We start from the raw sequence: 23,537 nt of genomic DNA on the forward strand, positions 1-23,537 counted from the left end.
AAAGCCTGTGCCAGAATTTTAAATATATGAATCAATAAGATAATTCAGCCATCCATAAGTATCTGTGATGATAAAATGCACAGTTGTCGCGCAGGCATTGTGACATCGCGGTGCGTTGAACGTCTGCTAAGGTAAATTTTGTGAAGAACATGGCAAGAGTGGCTTCCCCTGGTTAGCATGAATAACGTCTGGCACGTAGCCAGCGCCCAGCAACAGAGGAGATTTACGTGGAGAAGTGGCGTAACTGGATGATAGGGATCTGCCTGGTCAGCACGGCAGGCAGCGCATGGGCTGATTCGCTTGATCAACAACGGCAACGATATCAACAGATTAAGCAGGCGTGGGACAGCAATCAAATGGCGACAGTCGAACAGCTGTTACCGACGCTGCAGGATTATCCGCTTTACCCGTATTTAGAATATCGTCTGCTGGCGCAGGATCTCGATCAGGAAACCAGCCTGGCGGTACAGAATTTCATTCAAAAGTATCCCACGTTACCGCCCGCCCGCTCGCTGAAAACGCGTTTTGTTAACGTACTGGCACATCGTCAGGACTGGCAAGGCGTGCTCAACTTCAGCCCCGATGAACCCACGCCGGTTCAGGCGCGCTGTAACTGGTACTATGCCAAATGGTCAACCGGTCAGCAGCAGGTCGCCTTTGACGGTGCAAAAGCGATTTGGCTGCGTGGTACGGCCCTGCCGAATGACTGTGACAAGTTATTTTCTGTCTGGCAGGCCAGCGGTCAGCTTTCTCCCATCACCATTCTTGAACGTATCCGTCTGGCGATGAAAGCGGGCAATGACAGCCTGGTCAGCTACCTGGCGAAAACGCTGCCCGCCGATTATAAGACGATGTCGGATGCGTTGCTGGCGCTGCAAAAAGATCCCCAATCCGTTACAACCTTTGCCAACAGCGTCGGTGCGACCGATTTCACACGGCAGGCCACGATTTTTGCGTTCACCCGCGTCGCGCGTGCCGATATGGAAAATGCCCGTAGCATGATCCCGCAACTGGTGCGGGCGCAAAAAATGGGCCCCGAAGATGAGCAGGCGCTGAAAGAAATTGTGGTCTGGCGCATGATGGGGAGCGATCTGACGTCAGAGCAGGCGCGCTGGCGCGATGCGGTGGTGATGGACAGTGAGTCTACCGCGTTAGTAGAACGGCGGGTGCGCCTGGCGCTCACTGAAAACGATCGTCGTGGTCTGAACACCTGGATTGCTCGTCTGCCGGTTGAGGCAAAAGAGAAAGATGAGTGGCAATACTGGCAGGCCGATCTGCTTTATTCAAAAGATCGAAAAGAAGAAGCGGATGAAATACTGCATAAGCTGATGAAGTCACGCGGTTTTTATCCCATGGTCGCCGCGCAACGTTTGGGCGTGGAGTATCCACTTCAGGTGGATGCCGCTCCAAAACCGGACAGTGCAACAATCCAGGGGCCGGAGTTGGCACGCGTGCGTGAGCTGATGTACTGGGGGATGGACAACCTGGCACGCAGCGAATGGGCTAACCTGATTGGCAGCAAAACCCATGTGCAGCAGCAGATGCTGGCGCGTTATGCCAGCGAACAGGACTGGTGGGATCTGAGCGTACAGGCGACGATTACCGCGAAAATGTGGGACAGCCTGAAAGAACGTTTCCCGCTGGCATGGCAGGATCTGTATAAGCAGAACACCCAGGGGAAAACCATTCCGCAAAGTTATGCGATGGCCATTTCCCGTCAGGAAAGTGCGTGGAACCCCAAAGCACGTTCACCGGTGGGAGCCAGTGGGCTGATGCAGATTATGCCCGCGACAGCGACGCACACCGTGAAGATGTTCAACATACCCGGCTATGTCAATCCGTCTCAGCTGTTCGATCCGCAAACCAATATCCAGATCGGGACGCAGTATCTGGAGTATGTTTACCAGCAGTTTGATAAGAACCGGATTTTCTCGTCCGCGGCTTACAACGCCGGGCCGGGCCGGGTACGGACGTGGCAGGGCAGTACCGCAGGGAATCTGAGCGCGGTCGCCTTTATCGAAACCATTCCGTTTTCCGAAACCCGGGGTTACGTGAAGAACGTGCTGGCTTATGATGCCTACTACCGGTATTTCATGGGCCAGCCTGACAAGATCCTGTCAGATGCTGAGTGGAATCGCCGCTACTAGCTGTGTTAAGCTTCCGTACTCTTTAGCGAGTACGGAAGCCTTTCATGAATCAACCCTCTGTGCCATCCAACACTGAACCGGCTGCGGACGCTGACTGGCTGCGTTTTGTTGACCTGATGCAACAGGCTTTTGCGGACCATCACGCGCTGCCGCTGTTGCAACTGATGATGACGCCTGATGAGCGAGAGGCTTTTGGTACACGCTTGCGTATCATTGAATCCTTGCTGAATGGCGATATCAGCCAGCGTGAGTTGAAAAATGAACTGGGCGTGGGAATTGCCACGATAACCCGTGGTTCAAACAGCCTGAAAGAAGCCCCTCCAGAGCTGAAGCGCTGGCTGGAAGCGCAACTTCATCGCCGCTGATTATTGCTGATAGAACGGATGTGTGAGCGGACAGAGCGCCAGAATCAAGGCCTGGTGGTAGACGCTGGTGCGGCTAAGCAGGCCATTGGTCAAGGTACCGATCGCGCCACCTTTGTGTTTAATGTTTTCGACCCCGGTCAGGCGTGTCATCTCTTCGCCCAGTTCGCGACCTTCACGTAATCCGGCCATCACAACCGGCGGCAGGGTAAAACTGGCCGAACGCGACTCGCCACGCTGTTTCTGGTTTTCCACCACCATCCAGGCAAAGGCAGACTCTTCTTCAATACCGGCTTCAATCGCCACCCAGAAGTCGGCTTCCGGGCGAACCTGACGGGCATTCATGACACGCTGACGTGCGCCAGTTCGCGTTTCGTGATTGGTTAATGGCTGTGCGGCAACGCCGCTCTCGACCTCGACCCCTTCAATATGGCAGGATCCCTCGCCGAAAACGTCGTTGAATGCCTGAGCAATTGCACGAATCTTTGCTGGATTAATGGTAGCTGCGACAACATGGTACATAATCAATTGAACCCTCAGGTAATAAAGGCGATTTTGGTCGCAGTATAACGGAAACTAAGCATGCTACAGGTCTATCTTGTTCGTCACGGTGAAACGGTATGGAATGCAGAGCGTCGCATTCAAGGGCACTCCGACAGTCCGCTGACGGAAAAAGGTGAGCAACAAGCCCGTCAGGTCGGTGAACGTATCAAAAATGCAGGTATCACACATATCATTTCCAGCGATTTAGGGCGCACCCGGCGCACCGCTGAAATCATTGCTGATGCCTGTGGATGTGACATTACCTTCGACCCGCGTTTGCGGGAGCTGAATATGGGCGTACTGGAAAAGCGTCTGCTTGACGAACTGAGCGCGGAAGAAGAGCGCTGGCGCGCTTCGCTGGTTAACGGAACCGAGGGTGGCCGTATTCCTCAGGGCGAGTCAATGACGGAGCTGGCGCAACGTATGCAGGCTGCTCTGGATGCCTGTCTTGCGCTGCCAGCCGGTAGCCGTCCATTACTGGTCAGCCACGGTATGGCGCTGGGGGTTCTGGTCAGCACGATTCTGGGGCTGCCGGCTTATGCCGAGCGTCGTCTTCGCCTGCGCAACTGTTCGATCTCACGCGTCGATCATCAGCAGAGCGCGTGGCTGGCGCAGGGTTGGGTCGTGGAGACTGCGGGTGATATCACCCACCTCGACGCGCCTGCGATGGACGAGCTTCAGCGTTAATCGATTATGCCGTCATGATGACGGCATAACCGCAAGCGTTTAACGGCGAATCGGAATCAGATATTCACAGTGAATCTCTGTTGGCGGCTCGCTGCGCTTTTTGCCGCCATGGGTAATAAAGCGTTCAATATCCTGCCCCATCCGGCGCGTCAGGCCCAGCGTTGGCATACAGGTTCCGTACAGCAACAGAATAAATTCCTGCAGTTCCACGCGCGGGCCATTGTAGTTGAACTGAACGTAATCCCCCGCTTCAAGAATCACCTTCTGCCCTGAATACATCGTGGTTGCGCTGTCGGCAGGAACGGCCGTGGTGTACAGAATCTCCTGCTCATCATCCTTTTCATGACTGGCACGGACCTGGTGCAACCCATAAAGCACGGGCGGAACCGTATCCGTTTCCAGCAGAAACTGTTTCCAGAAATGAACACGCATCTCATCACGGTAGCTGGAGATTTGTTCCAGGGTACAGGTATAACTCTGTGTCTGTCCCATCAGCACGGTTTCCGGAAGCGTCACGAACTGCGATTCTGGCTGCTGTTCATTCCCTAACCGAATCGGCGGGCGGATACCAAAGGAGTTCCATTCTGACGAACGGCGATACCATGCAGGTGTTTGATTAAACTGCTTTTTAAAGGCTCGCGTAAAGGTCTGTTGTGAATCAAAACGATACTGCAGAGCAATATCGAGAATCGGGCGGCTGGTCAGGCGAAGTGCTACCGCTGCTTTGGAAAGACGTCGTGCCCGGATGTAAGCGCCAATGGCGTGTCCGGTAACGTCTTTAAACATCCGTTGTAGATGCCATTTAGAATAACCCGCTTTAATGGAAACATTATCCAGTGAAAGTGGTTGATCCAAATGGCTCTCCAGCCAGGCAAGCAAATCGCGAATGATACCGGCTTGGTCCATAAAACATCCTCATACTCTGGTGGCGCAGCTAAATGAAGTCGACGAATAATAGCACTTATTGCTTAAAAGACATGTTCGGTTTTGACAGGGATTGTTGTGCTATCTACGCGGGAATTTCTACCCTTTTTACGTTGGTTATTGCATCAATTGACAGTACATTACATGCTCATCTATTACATTTGCAATGGTAACTCAATGACAACACTTCGTCTTGTAATCCTCACCTTCGCAGGTTTACTGTTTTCCGGTCCGCTGCTGGCTGAAGAGATTGGCTCCGTCAACACCGTGTTTAAGATATTTGGACCTGATCATAAAATTGTGGTGGAGGCGTTTGACGATCCTGACGTAAAAAATGTCACTTGCTACATTAGCCGGGCTAAAACAGGCGGCATTAAGGGCGGGCTGGGATTAGCGGAGGATACATCTGACGCGGCCATTTCGTGCCAGCAAATTGGTCCGATTGAACTGAGTGAAAAAATTGCCAAAGGCAAAGCAGAAGGGGACGTGGTGTTCCGCCAGCGGACGTCGCTGATCTTTAAGAAACTGCAGGTTGTGCGTTTCTTTGACAGCAAGCGTAACGCATTAGTCTATCTGGCGTACTCAGACAAAGTGGTGGATGGCTCACCCAAAAATGCGTTGAGCGCCGTACCGATTATGCCGTGGCATTAAGGCCAGGACATAAAAAACGCCCGTGAGGGCGTTTAAAAAACGACAGATTAATCCTGCAGGTCGCCGCAGAAACGATAGCCTTCACCATGAATGGTGGCGATGATTTCCGGGGTATCTGGCGTGGATTCAAAATGTTTGCGGATACGACGGATCGTCACGTCAACGGTACGATCGTGTGGCTTGAGGTCGCGTCCGGTCATCTTCTTCAGCAAATCAGCACGTGTCTGAATCTTGCCCGGATTTTCGCAGAAGTGCAGCATGGCACGGAACTCACTGCGCGGCAGTTTGTACTGCTCACCGTTGGGATTGATCAGCGATCGGCTGTTGATGTCCAGCTCCCAGCCGTTGAACTTGTAGCTTTCAACCTGGCGGCGCTCTTCATTAGGCAAAGGCAAATTCATGGTGCGCAACAGCAGGTTACGGGCACGAATAGTTAATTCACGTGGGTTGAACGGTTTGGTGATGTAGTCATCTGCACCAATTTCCAGCCCAAGGATCTTATCGACTTCATTATCGCGTCCGGTCAGGAACATCAATGCCACATTAGCTTGCTCACGCAGTTCACGCGCCAGTAACAGGCCATTTTTGCCTGGCAGGTTGATGTCCATGATAACCAGATTGACATCATTGTCGGTCAACACCTGATGCATTTCTGCACCGTCGGTGGCTTCATATACGACATAACCTTCCGCCTCAAAAATACTTTTGAGGGTATTACGCGTGACCAGTTCGTCTTCAACGATGAGAATGTGCGGGGTCTGCATGTTTAGCTACCTAATTTTGCCAACTAAATTGAAAACAGGGCGTACAGCGGTTAGGTGCTCTCCAGTGCGGAGAACGGCAAGCTTTGCTGAACCGTTGTACGAAAGTAAATTTTGATAAGCTTTTATCAAGGTCAACAACAGTGTTAGCTCAGCCAGCCGGGATAAAGATTCCATGCCCTGCGGAATAAATAATTTGAAACATATACTAACTGTATTAACAGCAACCTAACAGCAATAACAACAACTGGTAAGCATAAAAACAACGCTTCGTTGACTTATATCAAATGCAATTGTAGCACGTTAACATTTCTGTGAAAAACATCTCAAAAAATAGCGTGCTGGCTGACATAAAGCATCATCTTTGTGCCGGTGAGACGGGGTTGTCACAAAATATGATGTTAGGAACTTACTATTACAGTGGACTGAAATGAAAGGCTTTTATTTGGACTATTCTGATAATGTGCACTTTATGATAAAAACACACTCTCCGGCCTTTTTTAACGTGTTTTAACATGTATTTCAGGGTTTTAACCTGACTGCCTATATCCCTTAATAATAAGGGGCCATGTTACACTACTGGCGTACACATTAACTGATGGAACAATCATGCTTTTTCCTCTTATCCTCGTTTCACCTGCCCGGGCCGAAAATATCGGTGCGGCTGCCCGCGCCATGAAAACCATGGGATTCAGCGAATTGCGGATTGTTGCCAGCGATGCATGGCAGGACCCGGCAGCACGGCGCGTGGCACATGGTGCGGGAGACATTCTGGATAGGGTAAAAACCTTTGAGACACTGACCGACGCGCTGGCGGATATCAATTTTTCCGTCGCCACCACTGCGCGAAGCCGGGCCCGGTTCCGCTATTATGCGACGCCACAACAGGTTGAGGCCCAGTTGCTTGAGAAACGGCAGTGGGTGAACAGCATGGCGTTGGTGTTTGGCCGTGAAGACAGCGGCCTGACCAACGAAGAGCTTGAACAGGTCGACCTGCTTACCGGTATCCCGATGGCAAATGACTATCCCTCACTGAACCTGGGGCAGGCGGTCATGGTTTACTGCTACCAGCTGTCGGCGCTCAACCAGGTGGCCGCGCCGGTGGCACCGTCTGCCGATGCACAACAGCTCCATGCGCTGCGCCAGCGGTTTGAACAGCTACTGTTGCAGTTAGAGGTCAGTGACGACAGCAAAATGTCAGACTGGATTAACCAGCGCATTGGCCTGCTGGAGCAGCGCGACAGTGCCATGCTGCATCGTTTACTGCATGACGTGGAAAAAAAGCTGGCAGATAAATCCTCGGGTTAAACCTGACTATCTAGTGACAGATGTTAATGAAGCGCGGTATGCCAAACGATTCGCCAGGTTTTTTTTGTTTAACAGGATGCTAAACATTGTGGTTTATATTTGCGCAAAGGATAAAACCGTTGACTTGATGTGCGCTTTGCTTTACTTCTTGACGCAGACGGACAATCAATGACAGACAGAAAAAAATAAATCTGAATGCGTAATCACAGCCTGAACACCACAATTATTACCACCACCATTACCATTACCATCGGTAAAGGGGCGGGCTGACGCATCCAGGAAAAACAGAAAAGAAGCCCGCACCTCACGAGTGCGGGTTTTTTTTTGACTCAAAATCAGGAGAGTTGACATCATGCGAGTGCTGAAATTCGGTGGGACCTCGGTTGCGAATGCAGAACGTTTTCTGCGCGTGGCCGATATTCTGGAAAGTAATGCGCAACAAGGACAGGTTGCCACCGTGCTTTCTGCGCCTGCTAAGATCACCAACCATCTGGTCGCGATGATTGAAAAAACCATCAGCGGCCAGGATGCGCTGCCGAATATCAGTGACGCTACGCGCATCTTTGCTGAACTGTTGCAGGGCCTGGCCGAGGCCCAACCCGGTTTTGACTATGACGGCCTCAAAAGCCGCGTGGACAGCGAGTTTGCCCAACTCAAGCAGGTGCTGCACGGTATCAGCCTGTTGGGACAGTGCCCGGACAGCGTCAATGCCGCCATTATTTGTCGTGGTGAGAAGCTCTCTATCGCCATTATGGAAAAGCTGCTTGAGGCGCGAGGCTATGGCGTCAGCGTTATCGATCCGGTCGAGAAACTCTTAGCCATTGGCCACTATCTTGAGTCGACTGTCGATATCGCCGAATCAACCCGCCGCATTGAAGCCAGTAAAATTCCCGCAGAAAATATGATCCTGATGGCCGGTTTTACCGCCGGGAATGAGCGGGGTGAGCTGGTCGTGCTGGGACGTAACGGTTCTGACTACTCGGCGGCGGTGCTGGCTGCCTGCCTGCGCGCCGATTGCTGTGAGATCTGGACCGATGTGGACGGGGTTTATACTTGCGATCCGCGCCAGGTGCCGGATGCTCGTCTGCTTAAATCCATGTCTTATCAGGAAGCCATGGAGCTGTCCTATTTCGGGGCTAAAGTCCTGCATCCACGCACTATCGCGCCTATTGCACAGTTTCAAATCCCTTGCCTGATCAAAAACACCGCTAACCCGCAAGCCCCCGGCACGCTGATTAGCGGTCATGGCGAACAGGACGACTTCCCGGTTAAGGGCATCACTAACCTGAATAATATGGCGATGTTTAACGTCTCCGGCCCGGGAATGAAAGGCATGGTCGGCATGGCGGCTCGCGTGTTCGCCACCATGTCGCGCACCGGCATTTCGGTGGTGTTAATCACGCAGTCGTCCTCTGAATACAGCATCAGCTTCTGCGTGCCGCAGAGCGAGCAGGCGCGTGCGCGCCGCGTGCTGGAAGAGGAATTCTACCTTGAGTTGAAAGATGGCCTACTGGATGCGCTGGACGTTATCGAAAACCTGGCGGTTATCTCGGTCGTGGGTGACGGGATGCGCACCCTGCGCGGAATTTCAGCGAAGTTCTTCTCTGCGCTGGCGCGCGCCAACATTAATATTATCGCCATTGCTCAGGGATCGTCTGAACGCTCCATTTCGGTCGTGGTCAATAATGATGACGTCACCACGGGCGTGCGCGTCGTGCACCAGATGCTGTTTGCCACCGACCAGGTGATTGAAGTCTTTGTGGTAGGCGTCGGCGGTGTAGGCGGTGCATTGCTGGATCAGTTGCATCGTCAACAGGCGTGGCTCAAGCAAAAGCATATTGATCTGCGTGTTTGCGGCATCGCCAATTCCCGTGCGCTGTTAACCAACGTCCACGGTATCGATCTCAGCAACTGGAAAGGCGAAATGGCGCAGGCCAAAGAGCCGTTTAATCTGGGACGCTTAATCCGCCTGGTCAAAGAGTACCATCTACTGAATCCGGTGATTGTGGATTGTACATCGAGTCAGGCGGTTGCCGACCAGTACGCGGACTTTCTGGCCGAAGGTTTTCACGTGGTCACGCCAAATAAAAAGGCCAATACTTCGTCGTGGGAATACTATCAGAAGATGCGTGTTGCCGCGGCCGGATCGCGTCGTAAGTTCCTGTATGACACGAACGTCGGCGCGGGATTACCGGTGATCGAGAACCTGCAAAACCTGCTGAATGCAGGCGATGAGTTGATTAAGTTCTCCGGTATTCTGTCAGGTTCACTGTCTTATATTTTTGGTAAGCTGGACGAAGGTGTATCGTTGTCAGAAGCGACGCGCATGGCACGCGAGATGGGCTTTACTGAGCCCGATCCACGTGACGATCTTTCTGGTACGGACGTAGCGCGTAAGCTACTGATTCTGGCACGTGAAGCCGGCCATTCGCTGGAGATGAGCGATGTTGATATCGAACCGCTACTGCCCGCGCACCTGAACGCGATTGCTGATGTTGAACAGTTTATGCAGCAGTTACCCGAAGCCGATGCGGCGATTGCAGCCAGAGTGGAACAGGCGCGTGCTGAAGGGAAAGTGTTACGTCTGGTTGGCGTGATCGAAGAGGGCGGAGCCTGCAAAGTGAAGATCGATGCGGTTGACGGTAACGATCCGCTTTTCAAAGTCAAAAATGGCGAAAACGCGCTGGCTTTTTACAGCCGCTATTATCAGCCGATTCCGTTAGTATTACGCGGATACGGTGCAGGAAATGATGTGACAGCCGCAGGCGTTTTCGCCGATCTGCTGCGCACACTGTCATGGAAGTTGGGAGTGTAATGATGGTAAAAATTTATGCGCCAGCCTCAATCGGTAACGTCAGCGTGGGGTTTGACGTGTTGGGCGCGACGGTATCGCCAGCCGATGGCTCGTTGCTGGGGGATTGCGTGTCCGTTGAGGCCGCTGACAGCTTTAGCCTGATCAATTCGGGCCGGTTTGTCAGTAAACTGCCCAGCGACCCCAAAGAGAATATCGTTTATCAGTGCTGGCAGCGCTTCTGTGAAGCGATTGGCAAAACGGTGCCGGTGACGATGACGCTGGAAAAAAATATGCCGATTGGCTCGGGCCTTGGCTCCAGCGCCTGCTCTGTAGTGGCAGGACTGATGGCAATGAACGAGTTTTGCGGTAAACCCCTGGATGATACCCAGCTTCTGGACCTGATGGGCGAACTGGAAGGGCGCGTCTCCGGTGGCGTCCATTACGATAATGTTGCGCCCTGTTTCCTTGGCGGCATTCAGCTGATTCTGCAAGAAAACGGTATTATCAGTCAGTCAGTACCGGGATTTGACGACTGGCTCTGGGTGATGGCCTATCCGGGCATTAAAGTCTCGACCGCTGAAGCGCGGGCGATTTTACCGGCGCAGTATGCTAAACAGGACTGCATCAAACACGGTCGTCTGCTGGCAGGTTTTGTTCACGCCTGTCATACGCGCCAACCTGCGCTGGCCGCTAAACTGATGCAGGATGTCATTGCTGAGCCTTATCGTACTCAGCTGTTACCGGGCTTTGCCCAGGCTCGTCAGGCCGCTCTGGACATTGGGGCGCTGGCCTGCGGGATTTCGGGCTCAGGTCCCACGCTATTCGCCATTTGCAACCAAATGGAAACGGCACAGCAGGTGGCCGACTGGCTGAGCCAGCACTATCTGCAGAACGATGAAGGCTTCGTCCATATCTGCCGTCTTGATACGGCTGGCGCACGTAAACTGGGATAACGCATGAAACTCTACAATCTTAAGGATCATAACGAGCAGGTCAGCTTCGCCCAGGCGGTGAAACAGGGTCTGGGTTCACAGCAAGGGCTGTTTTTCCCGCTCGAACTGCCGGAATTTGAACTGACCGACATCGATGCCATGCTGGAAATGGATTTTGTTACGCGCAGTAGTAAAATCCTGTCGGCCTATATTGGTGATGAAATCCCGGCGCAGCATCTGACCGAACGTCTTAAAACCGCCTTTACCTTCCCGGCCCCGCTGAAAGAAGTGAGCGACGATATCGCCTGTCTTGAGCTGTTTCACGGTCCGACGCTGGCGTTCAAAGACTTTGGCGGTCGTTTTATGGCGCAAATGCTGGCCTACGTCAGCGGTTCAGATGAGCAGATCACCATTCTGACAGCGACCTCCGGGGATACCGGTGCCGCCGTGGCCCACGCGTTTTACGGTATGGAGAACGTGCGTGTCGTTATTCTCTATCCGCAGGGAAAAATTAGCCCGTTACAGGAAAAATTGTTCTGTACCCTTGGCGGCAACATCGAAACCATCGCCATAGAGGGTGATTTTGATGCCTGTCAGTCGCTGGTTAAGCAGGCGTTTGACGATCAGGAACTAAAGAAGGCCATCGGCCTGAACTCCGCCAACTCAATTAATATCAGCCGCCTGCTGGCGCAGATTTGTTACTACTTCGAAGCGGTTGCCCAACTGCCGCAGGAGAAACGTAATCAACTGGTCGTGTCAGTGCCAAGCGGAAACTTTGGTGATTTAACGGCCGGTCTGCTGGCGAAGTCACTGGGCCTGCCGATTAAGCGTTTTATCGCCGCGACCAACGCCAACGACACCGTGCCACGTTTCCTTGGCAACGGCGAATGGCAGCCTAACGCTACCGTCGCGACGCTGTCGAATGCGATGGACGTCAGCCAGCCAAACAACTGGCCGCGTGTGGAAGAGTTGTTCCGCCGCAAAACCTGGCGTTTGGGCGATCTGGCTTACGGCGCGGTAACGGACGATGTGACGCGGGAAGCCATGCGCGAACTGGCTAAACTGGGTTACGTATCTGAGCCACATGCGGCAATTGCCTGGCGTTTGTTACGTGATCAACTGCAGGACGGGGAGTTTGGTTTATTCCTTGGCACGGCGCATCCGGCTAAGTTCCTGGAGAGCGTGGAAAGCATCCTGGATCAGAAACTGGCCTTGCCTGCAGAACTGGCTGAGCGTGCGGATTTGCCCTTGCTGTCGCACAAGATGAACGCGGACTTTGCTCAACTGCGGGCATTTTTGCTTAAGTAGTGTTCAGGTCATCACGCAGAGGGGGCACTCACCCCCTCTGCGTCTTGAAGACCGATGCGTCGGGCAGTCTTACTGCTCGGCGCGTTTGAACACCAGTTCGTTCTCACGGCTTTCATCAGCGGCAAACGCATAGCCATCAACGTCAAACCGCGTTAACTGCTCTGGCTTCGTCAGGCGGTGCTGAATGATATAGCGAGTCATCAATCCCCGGGCCTTTTTCGCGTAGAAACTGATCACTTTGAACTTGCCGTTTTTCTCGTCCAGAAAGACCGGTTTAATCAGGCGCGCCTGTAGCTTCTTCGGCTTAATCGCTTTGAAGTATTCATCGGAAGCCAGATTAATCAACACGTCATCCCCCTGGCTTGCCAGCGCGTCGTTAAGTTTTTCCGTTAACAGATCGCCCCAGAAATGGTAAAGATCATGACCTGCCGGGTTAGCCAGTTTGATGCCCATCTCCAGCCGATAAGGCTGCATTAAATCCAGCGGACGCAGCAGGCCATACAGGCCAGACAGCATGCGCAGATGATCCTGAGCAAAGTCGAAGTCTTTTTCACTAAAGGTTTCGGCCTGCAAACCGGTATAGACGTCGCCTTTAAACGCCAGAATGGCCTGACGGGCATTCTCCAGGCTGAAATCGGGCTGCCAGCTGTTAAAACGCTCAGCATTTAAATGCGCCAGCTTGTCGCTAATACTCATCAATGACGCGACCTGCGCAGGCGACAGCTTGCGCGCAATTTTAATCAGCTGTTGTGACTTTTCTAACAGCGCAGGCTGGGTAAAGCGCTGTGTCGCCAGGGGGCTTTCATAATCCAGCGTCTTGGCGGGAGAGATCACCATCAACATCGTCGCGTCCTCAATGAGTCCCTTTTTTTAAGGGGTTAGCCTGTAATTGTCGCCCGCAGTGTAGCAAAAAAGCCGCAAGGATCGGCAAATCACTCCTATTTGTTCGCGCTATCGTAAACGGCATTCCCTGACCTTGCACCACCGTTACCGCGTGATATTATCCCAACAGCCTTTTATCACCCTGACAGTTAACTAAGAGAAAAAACATGACGGACAAACTGACCTCCCTGCGTCAACTGACCACCGTAGTGGCCGACACCGGTGATATCGCAGCGATGAAGCTGTATCAGCCCCAGGACGCGACCACCAACCCTTCTCTGATTCTCAACGCTGCTCAAATCCCTGAATACCGCAAACTGATTGATGAAGCGATCGCCTGGGCGCGCCAGCAGAGCAGCGACAAAGAACAGCAACTGCAGCTGGTATCCGACAAGCTGGCCGTTAACATTGGTCTGGAAATCCTTAAGCTGGTGCCGGGCCGTGTTTCCACCGAAGTGGATGCTCGCCTTTCTTATGACACCGACGCCAGCATCGCGAAAGCACGCAGCCTGATCAAATTGTATAACGACGCCGGTATCAGCAACGATCGTATCCTGATCAAGCTGGCGTCAACCTGGCAGGGCATTCGCGCGGCAGAACAGCTGGAAAAAGAAGGCATCAACTGTAACCTGACTCTGCTGTTCTCTTTCGCTCAGGCACGTGCCTGTGCTGAAGCGGGCGTGTATCTGATTTCACCCTTTGTGGGCCGTATCCTCGACTGGTATAAAGCGAACACGGACAAGAAAGAGTACGCGCCACACGAAGATCCAGGCGTGGTTTCCGTGTCTGAAATCTATGACTACTACAAGCAGCATGGTTATGAAACCGTGGTGATGGGCGCAAGCTTCCGTAACGTCGGCGAAATCATTGAACTGGCTGGCTGTGACCGTTTGACCATTTCCCCTGCGCTGCTGAAAGAGCTGGCGGAAAGTGAAGGGACCCTGGAGCGTAAGCTGAGCTATAGCGGCGAAGTCAAAGCGCGTCCGGCCAGGATGACCGAATCTGAGTTCCTGTGGCAGCACAACCAGGACCCAATGGCCGTCAGCAAGCTGGCCGAAGGCATTCGTAATTTTGCCATCGACCAAGGCAAACTCGAGAAGATGCTGGCAGAAATGCTGTAATCTTTCTACCGTGGCGGCACTGTCGCCACGGTTTTCCCTTTCCGCCACCGTTTGTTATTCTTCTTAGTACGTCCTTTCTCATCCACCGCCCTGCGGTAAATCACAGCGAATATCATCATGAACACATTACGTATCGGATTGATCTCGGTTTCCGATCGCGCCGCGAACGGGATTTATCAGGATCAGGGGATTCCTGCCCTGGAAGCCTGGCTCAACAGCGCGATCGGCACCCCTTTTGAAGTGGAAACGCGCCTGGTCCCTGATGAACAGCCCATGATCGAACAGGCGATTTGTGAACTGGTCGATGAACGCTTTTGCCATCTTGTTTTGACCACCGGCGGGACCGGCCCGGCGCGACGTGATGTCACGCCCGATGCCACGCTCGCCGTGGCCGATCGTGAGATGCCGGGTTTTGGTGAGCAGATGCGGCAAATCAGCCTGCAGTTTGTGCCTACCGCCATTCTGTCGCGTCAGGTGGGGGTGATCCGTAAGCAGTCACTTATTCTTAATCTGCCAGGCCAGCCGAAGTCGATCAAGGAAACCCTGGAAGGGCTTAAAGACGCGCAGGGCAAGGTGAAGGTGCCGGGTATCTTTGCCGCCGTACCTTATTGTTTACAGTTGCTCGAAGGTCCCTATGTTGAAACGAACGCCGATGTGGTAGCAGCTTTTCGCCCCAAAAGCGCGATACGTGAGATAAATAACTAAATATTCTGCTTTTCAGGAATAAGCTACAGGCTCGCTGGTGTGGTGATCAATTGACGGTATAGTAAGCGCAGCTTTACAACTGCTTTCACTTTCTCTGGACGCTTATGACCACACTTGAGACACCGCGCCTGAAACCCCAGGATTATAAAACGCTGGCCCTCGCGGCGCTGGGTGGCGCGCTGGAATTTTACGACTTCATCATCTTCGTTTTTTTTGCCGCCGTGATTGGCGAGATCTTCTTCCCCAGCGACATTCCTGAATGGCTCCGCCAGCTACAGACGTTTGCCATTTTCGCTGCGGGTTATCTGGCACGTCCGCTGGGCGGGATTATCATGGCCCACTTTGGCGACAAAGTCGGGCGCAAAAAAATGTTTAGCCTGAGCATTTTGTTAATGGCGCTGCCAACGCTTGCCATGGGCGCGCTGCCGGGTTGGGACACGATTGGCCTGGCTGCACCTTTGTTGATGTTGCTGATGCGCATGTTGCAGGGCGCGGCCATTGGCGGCGAAGTTCCTGGAGCATGGGTTTTTGTGGCGGAGCATGTGCCTTACAAACGAATTGGCATCGCCTGCGGTACGCTGACCGCCGGACTCACTATCGGCATCCTGTTGGGCTCGGTGGTGGCGACTTTAATTAATACCTCTATGACCCAGCAGGCCATTCATGATGGTGGCTGGCGCATTCCGTTCTTCCTGGGCGGATTGTTTGGCCTCGGCGCAATGTATTTACGCCGCTGGCTGCATGAAACCCCGGTTTTTGTCGAAATGCAGCAGCGTAAAACCCTGGCACAGGAGCTACCGCTGAAAACCGTGGTGATGAAGCATCAAAAATCGGTGGTGATTTCGATTCTGCTGACCTGGATGCTGTCGGCCTGCATCGTGGTGGTGATTTTAATGGCGCCGGTCTGGCTGCAGAAACAGCATGGTATGGCCCCCGCGCTCACCTTAAAGGCGAACAGCATGGCGATTATCATGTTGTGTGTGGGCTGCATCGTTGCCGGGCTGCTGGTGGACCGTTTCGGGGCCAGCCGGACGCTAAGCATCGGAAGCCTGCTGCTGGCGTTGTGTAGCTGGATGTTCTATTCCCTGGCTCCCCAGTATCCCGACTATCTGTTTCCGCTGTATGGGCTGGTGGGTTTTAGCGTTGGCGTGGTCGGGATTGTGCCCTTTATCATGGTTCGCGCGTTCCCGGCAGAGGTCCGTTTCACCGGATTATCCTTCTCTTATAACCTTTCTTATGCGGTATTTGGTGGCCTGACGCCGATTTGCGTGACACTGCTGACAGCGGTCTCCCCTATGGCACCTGGCTGGTATGTCATGGCGCTTGCGCTGGTGGGATTGCTGACTGGTCTCTGGCTCAGACAAGATATCAGTCATGAGCCAGACCTCTACGACGGGATAAAACAGGCATAAATCACACGCGGAGCCTGGCTTCGCGTGTTGCTTTGACAGGGCGGCTTGCGCCAGTCGGCAGAAGGGCGCAAGCCGCCCTGTGCCCTGTAGCATGGCAAACAACAGCTCATGCCACATCCTGTTAACTCTCAGGGGCAGGGTAGCCATTGTTGTTGTCAGCGTTACTCAGCGCAATTCTCCTCGTTAATCGGGTGGTCGGCTTAACGCAGAATGAGCGCGGCGAGCCGCATAATCTTCAGCGTAATCATCACCGTCTTTGATCCTGGTCTGACAGGTACTGAAAATTTTTTTTCATTTAACCCTTGATGCGCTTCTAAGCGACCCCATTTACTTGTCATCGAGCGTTGTGAACGTTGTAAAAAAAAGCATGTGAGGATGGGTTGAATGTAAGCAACCCGCCCACATAAAAGGTTCACAACCCAAACTGGCAACGAATTTAAGTGGGAGATGTTTAGATGGGTAAGATTATTGGTATTGACCTGGGTACAACCAACTCTTGTGTTGCGGTCATGGACGGCACGAAAGCGCGTGTGCTTGAAAACGCGGAAGGCGATCGCACCACGCCTTCGATCATCGCTTACACCCAGGACGGGGAAACTCTGGTCGGACAACCGGCTAAACGTCAGGCTGTCACCAACCCGCAGAATACCCTGTTTGCGATCAAGCGCCTGATTGGCCGTCGCTTCCAGGACGAAGAAGTACAGCGTGATATCAAAATCATGCCATACAAAATTGTGGGTGCCGATAACGGCGACGCATGGCTGGAAGTCAAAGGCCAGAAAATGGCACCACCGCAGATTTCTGCGGAAGTCCTGAAAAAGATGAAGAAAACGGCTGAAGATTTTCTGGGTGAGCCCGTTACTGAAGCGGTTATCACTGTTCCAGCCTACTTTAACGATGCGCAGCGTCAGGCGACCAAAGACGCCGGCCGTATCGCAGGTCTGGAAGTAAAACGTATCATCAACGAACCTACCGCCGCGGCGCTGGCCTACGGTCTGGATAAAGGCCAGGGCAACCGCACTATCGCGGTGTATGACCTGGGTGGTGGTACGTTTGATATCTCTATCATCGAAATCGATGAAGTTGATGGCGAAAAAACCTTTGAAGTACTGGCGACCAACGGTGATACCCACCTGGGTGGTGAAGACTTCGACAGCCGTCTGATTAACTACCTGGTTGCGGAATTCAAGAAAGATCAGGGCATTGACCTGCACAACGATCCGCTGGCGATGCAGCGTCTGAAAGAAGCCGCAGAGAAGGCCAAGATCGAGCTGTCTTCTGCGCAGCAGACTGACGTTAACCTGCCGTACATCACGGCGGATGCAACCGGTCCTAAACACCTGAACATTAAAGTAACGCGTTCGAAACTGGAATCACTGGTTGAAGATCTGGTTGCACGCTCTATCGAGCCGCTGAAAGTCGCTCTGCAGGATGCAGGTCTGTCCGTTTCTGACATCAACGACGTCATCCTGGTGGGTGGTCAGACGCGTATGCCACTGGTTCAGGCAAAAGTAACGGAATTCTTTGGTAAAGAACCACGTAAAGACGTTAACCCGGACGAAGCGGTTGCCGTGGGTGCTGCGGTACAGGGCGGTGTGTTAGGTGGTGATGTTAAAGACGTTCTGCTGCTGGACGTAACCCCGCTGTCGCTGGGTATCGAAACCATGGGCGGCGTGATGACCTCGCTGATCAGCAAGAACACCACCATCCCGACTAAGCACAGCCAGGTGTTCTCAACGGCAGAAGACAACCAGTCTGCGGTAACGATTCACGTGCTGCAGGGTGAGCGTAAGCGTGCCAATGACAACAAGTCACTGGGCCAGTTTAACCTGGACGGCATCCAGCCTGCGCCACGCGGCATGCCGCAGGTTGAAGTGACCTTTGACATCGATGCGGACGGTATCCTGCACGTATCGGCGAAGGACAAAAACAGCGGTAAAGAGCAGAAGATCACCATTAAAGCCTCTTCAGGTCTGAATGAAGATGAAATTGCGAAAATGGTACGTGATGCGGAAGCTAACGCTGAGTCTGACCGTAAGTTCGAAGAGCTGGTGCAGACCCGTAACCAGGGCGACCAGATTGCTCACAGCACACGTAAGCAACTGGACGAAGTGGGCGATAAACTGTCAGCCGACGACAAAGCGCCTATCGAAGCTGCACTGAGTGCACTGGAAACTGCGCTGAAAGGCGAAGATAAAGCAGAAATCGACGCGAAAATGCAGGCGCTGATGGAAGTCTCCAGCAAACTGATGGAAGCAGCACAGCAGTCTCAGGCGGGTGCAGCGGAAGCCGGCGAAGCGTCAGCGAAAAAAGATGACGACGTTGTCGATGCTGAATTCGAAGAAGTGAAAGACAATAAGAAATAATTGCCCCTGACCGGGCGCGACGGTTGCCCTGACAGCCGTTGAAACCAGCACGGGCGTAGGAGTTTTCTCCACGCCCGTGCGATCATGTTAAGGGCTAAATAAATGGCGAAGAGTGATTACTACGAGATTTTAGGCGTCGCCAAATCTGCAGACGAGCGTGAAATCAAAAAGGCTTACAAACGCCTGGCGATGAAACATCACCCGGACCGCAATCCCGGTGATAAAGAATCGGAAACCAAATTTAAAGAAGCGAAAGAAGCCTACGAAATTCTGACCGACCCGCAGAAGCGTGCGGCCTACGATCAGTACGGTCATGCTGCCTTTGAACAAGGTGGTATGGGCGGTGGCGGATACGGCGGTGGCGGCTTTGGCGGCGGCGGTGCAGATTTCAGCGATATCTTTGGCGACGTTTTCGGTGACATCTTTGGTGGTGGCCGCCGTCAGCGTGCATCCCGTGGTGCAGATTTGCGCTACAACATGGAGCTGACGCTGGAAGAAGCGGTTCGCGGCGTGACCAAAGAGATCCGTATTCCGACGCTGGAAGAGTGCGACGTGTGCCATGGCAGCGGCGCAAAAGCGGGCACCAAACCGCAAACCTGTTCAACCTGTCATGGTGCAGGTCAGGTACAGATGCGTCAGGGCTTCTTCACCGTCCAGCAGGCTTGTCCGACCTGTCACGGTCGCGGCTCGGTGATTAAAGATCCCTGCAATGCCTGTCACGGCCACGGTCGTGTAGAGAAATCGAAAACCCTGTCGGTGAAAATTCCTGCTGGTGTGGATACGGGTGACCGTATTCGTCTGAGCGGTGAAGGCGAAGCCGGTGAGCAGGGCGCGCCAGCGGGCGATCTCTACGTTCAGGTGTCGGTGAAAAAACACCCGATCTTTGAGCGTGAAGAGAATAACCTGTACTGCGAAGTACCGATTAACTTTGCGATGGCTGCCCTGGGCGGTGAGATTGAAGTGCCCACGCTGGATGGTCGGGTGAAGCTGAAAGTGCCGGCAGAAACCCAAACCGGCAAGCTGTTCCGCATGCGTGGACGCGGTGTGAAATCGGTGCGCGGCGGTGCGGTAGGCGATCTGCTGTGTCGTGTGGTGGTGGAAACCCCTGTCAGCCTCAACGACAAGCAAAAAGCGTTACTGCGTGAGCTGGAAGAGAGCTTTGGTGGACCCAGCGGCGAACATAACAGCCCGCGCTCCAAAAGCTTCTTCGACGGCGTGAAGAAATTCTTCGACGACTTAACCCGTTAATTTAGCGGTCTGGCGTGATAAAAAACGGAGAGGAGACTCTCCGTTTTTTTATGCGCTCTGCGCGGCTGACACGGTTTCTCGCGCACTTTATGCTGCCCCTTTCACCGATATCGTCCTCTTTCCGGCCTGCTCTGGCTCACCCTTTGATGTAACAAAACGTCAGACTTAATGTAAAAGCGGATAAATAAGCTTTTTCTCGGGTTCAGTGAATCGTTACACTGCTCGGCATTGTGTTTTCCGCTCAGGAGGAGTGCGTTTTGTCAAAACCTCGTCGTATCAAGCATTTACTGAAAAGTTTTATTGAGAGTGATGCCAGTAACGGCATGGTGCTCATTCTGGCTGCGGTCGTCGCTATGATCCTCGCTAATGGCGCTTCCACCGCCCAGAGCTACCAGGCTTTGTTGGACACACCGGTACAGATTCGCTTCGGCGAACTGGATATCAGTAAAAATCTGCTTCTGTGGATAAACGATGCGCTCATGGCGCTCTTTTTCCTGCTGATTGGTCTGGAAGTGAAGCGCGAATTGATCTCTGGTGAACTCGCCAGTCGCGATCGGGCCATCTTTCCGGTTATCGCCGCAGTCGGTGGCATGGCAGCACCTGCCATTGTGTTTTTGCTGTTTAACCATGGTGATGAGATAGCCCGAAATGGCTGGGCGATTCCTACTGCTACTGATATCGCGTTTGCGCTCGGCGTGCTTGCCCTGCTTGGCAGTCGTGTTCCCCCCGCCCTGAAGGTGTTCCTGATGGCGCTGGCGATTATCGACGACCTGGGTGCCATCGTCATCATCGCGCTGTTTTACACCAGCGACCTGTCTGTGATGTCCCTGAGCGTGGCGGCAGGCGCTATCGTGGTGCTGGCCGTGCTGAACCGCTGTAACGTGCGGAACATCGCGGTATACATGCTGGTTGGGATGGTGTTGTGGACCGCAGTTCTGAAGTCTGGCGTGCATGCCACGCTGGCGGGCGTCATTGTGGGCTTCTTCGTGCCGTTGGAAGAGAAAAACGGTCATTCGCCAGCGGAACACCTTGCGCACGGTTTAATGCCGTGGGTGAACTGGTTGATTCTGCCGCTGTTTGCCTTTGCTAACGCTGGCATTTCGCTGACGGGCATCACCTTTGGCGACGTGTTGTCGCCGGAGCCGCTGGGTATCATCCTGGGCCTGTTAATCGGTAAGCCACTGGGGATTACGCTGTTTTGCTGGCTGGCGGTGAAGCTGAGGCTGGCAGCCTTGCCTGGCGGCACGACTATTCGCGATATCATGGCGATTGGCGTGCTGTGCGGCATTGGCTTTACCATGTCGATATTTATCAGTTCGCTAGCCTTTGACGCTGCCCACGAGCAGTTAGTGACGTTCTCTAAGCTCGGTATCCTTAGCGGTTCACTGCTCTCCGCCGTGCTGGGCTACACCTTATTGCGCATCAAGCTGCGATAAAAAAGCCATTGCTGCAACACATTCATCCGGTGTTGCAGCAATGCTGGTTCCTGTCTCAACATCTCAACATCTCAATATGGCCTGTGACCCACGATGACATCGCGCGTTGACTGGCTGTTATCGTGTTGCTCTGCGGCCGGTCTGAACTCGTAAGCACGCCGTGATTGACCTTCTCTGTTAACCCTGGGCCTGATAACCCGACAGAGGGCTCGTGAGAGAGGCTGTCCGGGGCGCTACGGGCCTGAACCTGGGGCAGCATGGTTCGGCAGGTTGAGAACAGTGCAGAGGCGGTGGGTTGTCTGGCAGGGCAGGAAGATAAAGTCAGGAAGAGACAGTCGCCTGGCGGCGCTAAATAGCAGGCATAAAAAAACCGGCGTAGCGCCGGTTCTTTCAACAAAGCGATGAACAAATGGCGATTAAGCCAGTTTGTTGATCTGTGCAGTCAGGTTTGCTTTATAACGTGCAGCTTTGTTTTTGTGGATCAGACCTTTAGCAGCCTGACGGTCCACGATTGGTTGCATTTCATTAAATGCGTTCTGCGCAGCAGCTTTGTCGCCTGAAGCGATCGCCGCGTATACTTTCTTAACGAAGGTACGCATCATAGAGCGACGGCTTGCATTATGCTTGCGACGTTTCTCAGATGTTACGGCACGTTTCTTAGCTGATTTGATATTAGCCAAGGTCCAACTCCCAAATATGTTCGATAGAGACAAATCAAAGGCCGAGGACTATGCCTTTTGGACCTTCTGTTGTCAATGGATTTGTGCAAATAAGCGTCGTTACTCGTGATAACCTGTACGACACTCGGTTACGTATTTGATGGCGCAAGATTCTACCAGCTTCCGCTCCCTGAATACAGTATTTCGCAACAAAATTCTCTCAACGGCTCTGCATGTCAGTAATTACGGCCTGTTACGCATGAAAGGCGTGTTCACGGGTTAACCTTGACGGCTTTCGAGGGTATAATCCGCCGATTTCCACAGGTTTGAGTCAGCCATGAAGTTTATCCGCGGTATTCATAATCTTAATGCGCAGCATCACGGCTGCGTTTTGACCATCGGTAATTTCGATGGTGTGCACCGCGGTCATCAGGCGCTGATGGGGCGGTTGCTGGAAGAAGGACGCAAACGTAATTTGCCAGTGATGGTCATGGTGTTTGAACCGCAGCCGCTAGAACTCTTTGCGGGCGAAAGCGCACCCGCCAGGCTCACCCGCTTGCGGGAAAAGCTAAAATACCTGGCAGAAATTGGCGTGGATTACGTGCTGTGTGTGCGTTTTGACCATCGCTTTGCCGCGTTATCGGCACAGAGTTTTATCAGCGAACTGCTGGTGAACAAACTGGGCGTCAACTATCTGGCTGTCGGGGATGATTTCCGCTTTGGCGCTGGTCGCCAGGGGGATTTCCTGCTATTACAGAAAGCCGGTGCCCAGTATGGTTTTGATGTGGTCAGCACAGAAACGTTTTGTGATGGCGGTAAGCGCATCAGCAGCACAGCGGTGCGTCAGGCACTGGCTGAGGACAACTTAGCGCTGGCGCAGTCGCTATTGGGCCATCCTTTCAGTATCTCAGGGCGCGTCGTGCACGGTGATGCACTGGGACGGACACTGGGGTTCCCTACGGCCAATATCCCGTTACGGCGCTGCGTATCGCCGGTCAAAGGCGTTTATGCGGTTGAAGTCGAGGGCCTGGGGCCAACGCCGCTGCCCGGCGTGGCCAATATTGGTACGCGCCCAACGGTAAAAGGTTTACGCCAACAGCTTGAAGTTCACCTGTTGGACATCAATATGGATCTCTATGGTCGCCACATTGATGTGGTGTTGAAGCAGAAAATACGAAACGAGCAGCGCTTTGCTTCACTGGATGCGTTGAAAGAGCAAATTGCGAAAGATACGGTAACGGCCCGACAATTTTTTGGTCTGTAACCTGAGCGAAAAACGGAATCGAGAATC

The 23,537-nt window shown here is 53.2% G+C and carries 21 protein-coding genes and 1 other annotated feature; of the genes, 16 read left to right on the top strand and 5 right to left on the bottom strand.

The features are described 5' to 3' along the window. Positions 1-227 precede the first annotated feature (227 nt). Both sltY and trpR read left to right on the top strand, forming a co-directional pair. Positions 228-2,147 carry a murein transglycosylase gene (gene sltY / locus A6A26_RS08565; protein WP_063878341.1) on the top strand — a complete coding sequence of 640 codons (1,920 nt, stop codon included), beginning with the start codon at positions 228-230 and terminating at the stop codon, positions 2,145-2,147. A 44-nt stretch (positions 2,148-2,191) separates the two neighbouring features. After that, positions 2,192-2,512: a trp operon repressor gene (gene trpR, locus A6A26_RS08570; protein WP_063878342.1), complete on the top strand. Its 321-nt coding sequence runs from the start codon at positions 2,192-2,194 to the stop codon at positions 2,510-2,512. On the opposite strand, the gene yjjX is transcribed toward trpR, so the two are convergent. After that, positions 2,513-3,031 (bottom strand): inosine/xanthosine triphosphatase, encoded by a 519-nt coding sequence (yjjX, locus tag A6A26_RS08575; RefSeq protein ID WP_063878343.1) that lies wholly within the window; start codon positions 3,029-3,031, stop codon positions 2,513-2,515. A gap of 60 nt (positions 3,032-3,091) precedes the next feature. Here yjjX and gpmB point away from each other — a divergent pair, with 60 nt between their 5' ends. Next, positions 3,092-3,739: a 2,3-diphosphoglycerate-dependent phosphoglycerate mutase GpmB gene (gene gpmB / locus A6A26_RS08580; RefSeq protein WP_063878344.1), complete on the top strand. Its 648-nt coding sequence runs from the start codon at positions 3,092-3,094 to the stop codon at positions 3,737-3,739. 39 nt (positions 3,740-3,778) lie between these two features. Here gpmB and robA read toward each other — a convergent pair whose 3' ends face one another. Continuing rightward, complete coding sequence (gene robA, locus A6A26_RS08585) at positions 3,779-4,645, bottom strand: MDR efflux pump AcrAB transcriptional activator RobA (protein ID WP_063878345.1); 867 nt, start codon at positions 4,643-4,645, stop codon at positions 3,779-3,781. Between the two features lie 195 nt (positions 4,646-4,840). On the opposite strand from robA, the gene creA reads away from it, so the two are divergent. Beyond that, positions 4,841-5,314 carry a protein CreA gene (gene creA, locus A6A26_RS08590; protein ID WP_063878346.1) on the top strand — a complete coding sequence of 158 codons (474 nt, stop codon included), beginning with the start codon at positions 4,841-4,843 and terminating at the stop codon, positions 5,312-5,314. A 47-nt stretch (positions 5,315-5,361) separates the two neighbouring features. On the opposite strand, the gene arcA is transcribed toward creA, so the two are convergent. Beyond that, positions 5,362-6,078 carry a two-component system response regulator ArcA gene (gene arcA, locus A6A26_RS08595; RefSeq protein ID WP_013024548.1) on the bottom strand — a complete coding sequence of 239 codons (717 nt, stop codon included), beginning with the start codon at positions 6,076-6,078 and terminating at the stop codon, positions 5,362-5,364. A gap of 606 nt (positions 6,079-6,684) precedes the next feature. Between arcA and A6A26_RS08600 the strand changes: the two genes are divergently transcribed. The 5 genes from A6A26_RS08600 (at position 6,685) to thrC (ending at position 12,417) form a co-directional block, all read left to right on the top strand. Further along, positions 6,685-7,383, top strand: a complete 699-nt coding sequence (locus A6A26_RS08600) for a tRNA/rRNA methyltransferase (RefSeq protein ID WP_063878347.1) — start codon at positions 6,685-6,687, stop codon at positions 7,381-7,383. Between the two features lie 195 nt (positions 7,384-7,578). Next, positions 7,579-7,653, top strand: coding sequence for a thr operon leader peptide (gene thrL, locus A6A26_RS26255; RefSeq protein ID WP_109707012.1), 75 nt, complete (start codon positions 7,579-7,581; stop codon positions 7,651-7,653). Next, positions 7,586-7,710, top strand: a sequence feature (Thr leader region). (Overlaps the previous gene by 68 nt.) A 25-nt stretch (positions 7,711-7,735) precedes the next feature. Beyond that, positions 7,736-10,198, top strand: coding sequence for a bifunctional aspartate kinase/homoserine dehydrogenase I (thrA, locus tag A6A26_RS08610; RefSeq protein WP_063878349.1), 2,463 nt, complete (start codon positions 7,736-7,738; stop codon positions 10,196-10,198). 2 nt (positions 10,199-10,200) lie between these two features. Next, positions 10,201-11,130: a homoserine kinase gene (thrB, locus tag A6A26_RS08615; RefSeq protein WP_063881104.1), complete on the top strand. Its 930-nt coding sequence runs from the start codon at positions 10,201-10,203 to the stop codon at positions 11,128-11,130. A 3-nt stretch (positions 11,131-11,133) separates the two neighbouring features. Further along, positions 11,134-12,417 carry a threonine synthase gene (gene thrC / locus A6A26_RS08620; RefSeq protein WP_063878350.1) on the top strand — a complete coding sequence of 428 codons (1,284 nt, stop codon included), beginning with the start codon at positions 11,134-11,136 and terminating at the stop codon, positions 12,415-12,417. 69 nt (positions 12,418-12,486) lie between these two features. On the opposite strand, the gene yaaA is transcribed toward thrC, so the two are convergent. After that, positions 12,487-13,260, bottom strand: coding sequence for a peroxide stress protein YaaA (gene yaaA, locus A6A26_RS08625; protein WP_063878351.1), 774 nt, complete (start codon positions 13,258-13,260; stop codon positions 12,487-12,489). 206 nt (positions 13,261-13,466) lie between these two features. Here yaaA and tal point away from each other — a divergent pair, with 206 nt between their 5' ends. From tal to nhaA, 6 genes are all read left to right on the top strand, one after another. Further along, entirely contained in the window at positions 13,467-14,420 is a 954-nt protein-coding gene (gene tal / locus A6A26_RS08630; RefSeq protein WP_063878352.1) for a transaldolase, read from the top strand. 117 nt (positions 14,421-14,537) lie between these two features. Continuing rightward, positions 14,538-15,125: a molybdopterin adenylyltransferase gene (mog, locus tag A6A26_RS08635; protein ID WP_063878353.1), complete on the top strand. Its 588-nt coding sequence runs from the start codon at positions 14,538-14,540 to the stop codon at positions 15,123-15,125. A 104-nt stretch (positions 15,126-15,229) separates the two neighbouring features. Next, positions 15,230-16,537: an MFS transporter gene (locus A6A26_RS08640; RefSeq protein ID WP_063878354.1), complete on the top strand. Its 1,308-nt coding sequence runs from the start codon at positions 15,230-15,232 to the stop codon at positions 16,535-16,537. 455 nt (positions 16,538-16,992) lie between these two features. After that, positions 16,993-18,903, top strand: a complete 1,911-nt coding sequence (dnaK, locus tag A6A26_RS08645; RefSeq protein ID WP_063878355.1) for a molecular chaperone DnaK — start codon at positions 16,993-16,995, stop codon at positions 18,901-18,903. 102 nt (positions 18,904-19,005) lie between these two features. Beyond that, positions 19,006-20,151 (top strand): molecular chaperone DnaJ, encoded by a 1,146-nt coding sequence (gene dnaJ, locus A6A26_RS08650; protein WP_063878356.1) that lies wholly within the window; start codon positions 19,006-19,008, stop codon positions 20,149-20,151. 257 nt (positions 20,152-20,408) lie between these two features. After that, the gene (gene nhaA / locus A6A26_RS08655; protein WP_063878357.1) at positions 20,409-21,587 is read left to right on the top strand and encodes a Na+/H+ antiporter NhaA; all 1,179 of its coding nucleotides are present in this window, start codon (positions 20,409-20,411) and stop codon (positions 21,585-21,587) included. Positions 21,588-22,003: 416 nt separating this feature from the next. Here nhaA and rpsT read toward each other — a convergent pair whose 3' ends face one another. Next, positions 22,004-22,267 (bottom strand): 30S ribosomal protein S20, encoded by a 264-nt coding sequence (rpsT, locus tag A6A26_RS08660; RefSeq protein WP_006117633.1) that lies wholly within the window; start codon positions 22,265-22,267, stop codon positions 22,004-22,006. Positions 22,268-22,583: 316 nt separating this feature from the next. Here rpsT and ribF point away from each other — a divergent pair, with 316 nt between their 5' ends. After that, positions 22,584-23,510, top strand: coding sequence for a bifunctional riboflavin kinase/FAD synthetase (ribF, locus tag A6A26_RS08665; RefSeq protein ID WP_063878358.1), 927 nt, complete (start codon positions 22,584-22,586; stop codon positions 23,508-23,510). Positions 23,511-23,537: the final 27 nt, after the last annotated feature.

The sequence above is a fragment of the Pantoea sp. OXWO6B1 genome (assembly GCF_001641135.1).
GTDB classification, from domain to species: Bacteria; Pseudomonadota; Gammaproteobacteria; order Enterobacterales; family Enterobacteriaceae; genus Pantoea; species Pantoea allii.

Coding starts and splice junctions, on each gene's coding strand:
- trpR (WP_063878342.1), top strand. CDS start 2,192: ATGAATCAACCCTCTGTGCCATCCAACACTGAACCGGCTGCGGACGCT.
- yjjX (WP_063878343.1), bottom strand. CDS start 3,031: ATGTACCATGTTGTCGCAGCTACCATTAATCCAGCAAAGATTCGTGCA.
- gpmB (WP_063878344.1), top strand. CDS start 3,092: ATGCTACAGGTCTATCTTGTTCGTCACGGTGAAACGGTATGGAATGCA.
- robA (WP_063878345.1), bottom strand. CDS start 4,645: ATGGACCAAGCCGGTATCATTCGCGATTTGCTTGCCTGGCTGGAGAGC.
- creA (WP_063878346.1), top strand. CDS start 4,841: ATGACAACACTTCGTCTTGTAATCCTCACCTTCGCAGGTTTACTGTTT.
- arcA (WP_013024548.1), bottom strand. CDS start 6,078: ATGCAGACCCCGCACATTCTCATCGTTGAAGACGAACTGGTCACGCGT.
- A6A26_RS08600 (WP_063878347.1), top strand. CDS start 6,685: ATGCTTTTTCCTCTTATCCTCGTTTCACCTGCCCGGGCCGAAAATATC.
- thrA (WP_063878349.1), top strand. CDS start 7,736: ATGCGAGTGCTGAAATTCGGTGGGACCTCGGTTGCGAATGCAGAACGT.
- thrB (WP_063881104.1), top strand. CDS start 10,201: ATGGTAAAAATTTATGCGCCAGCCTCAATCGGTAACGTCAGCGTGGGG.
- thrC (WP_063878350.1), top strand. CDS start 11,134: ATGAAACTCTACAATCTTAAGGATCATAACGAGCAGGTCAGCTTCGCC.
- yaaA (WP_063878351.1), bottom strand. CDS start 13,260: ATGTTGATGGTGATCTCTCCCGCCAAGACGCTGGATTATGAAAGCCCC.
- tal (WP_063878352.1), top strand. CDS start 13,467: ATGACGGACAAACTGACCTCCCTGCGTCAACTGACCACCGTAGTGGCC.
- mog (WP_063878353.1), top strand. CDS start 14,538: ATGAACACATTACGTATCGGATTGATCTCGGTTTCCGATCGCGCCGCG.
- A6A26_RS08640 (WP_063878354.1), top strand. CDS start 15,230: ATGACCACACTTGAGACACCGCGCCTGAAACCCCAGGATTATAAAACG.
- dnaK (WP_063878355.1), top strand. CDS start 16,993: ATGGGTAAGATTATTGGTATTGACCTGGGTACAACCAACTCTTGTGTT.
- dnaJ (WP_063878356.1), top strand. CDS start 19,006: ATGGCGAAGAGTGATTACTACGAGATTTTAGGCGTCGCCAAATCTGCA.
- ribF (WP_063878358.1), top strand. CDS start 22,584: ATGAAGTTTATCCGCGGTATTCATAATCTTAATGCGCAGCATCACGGC.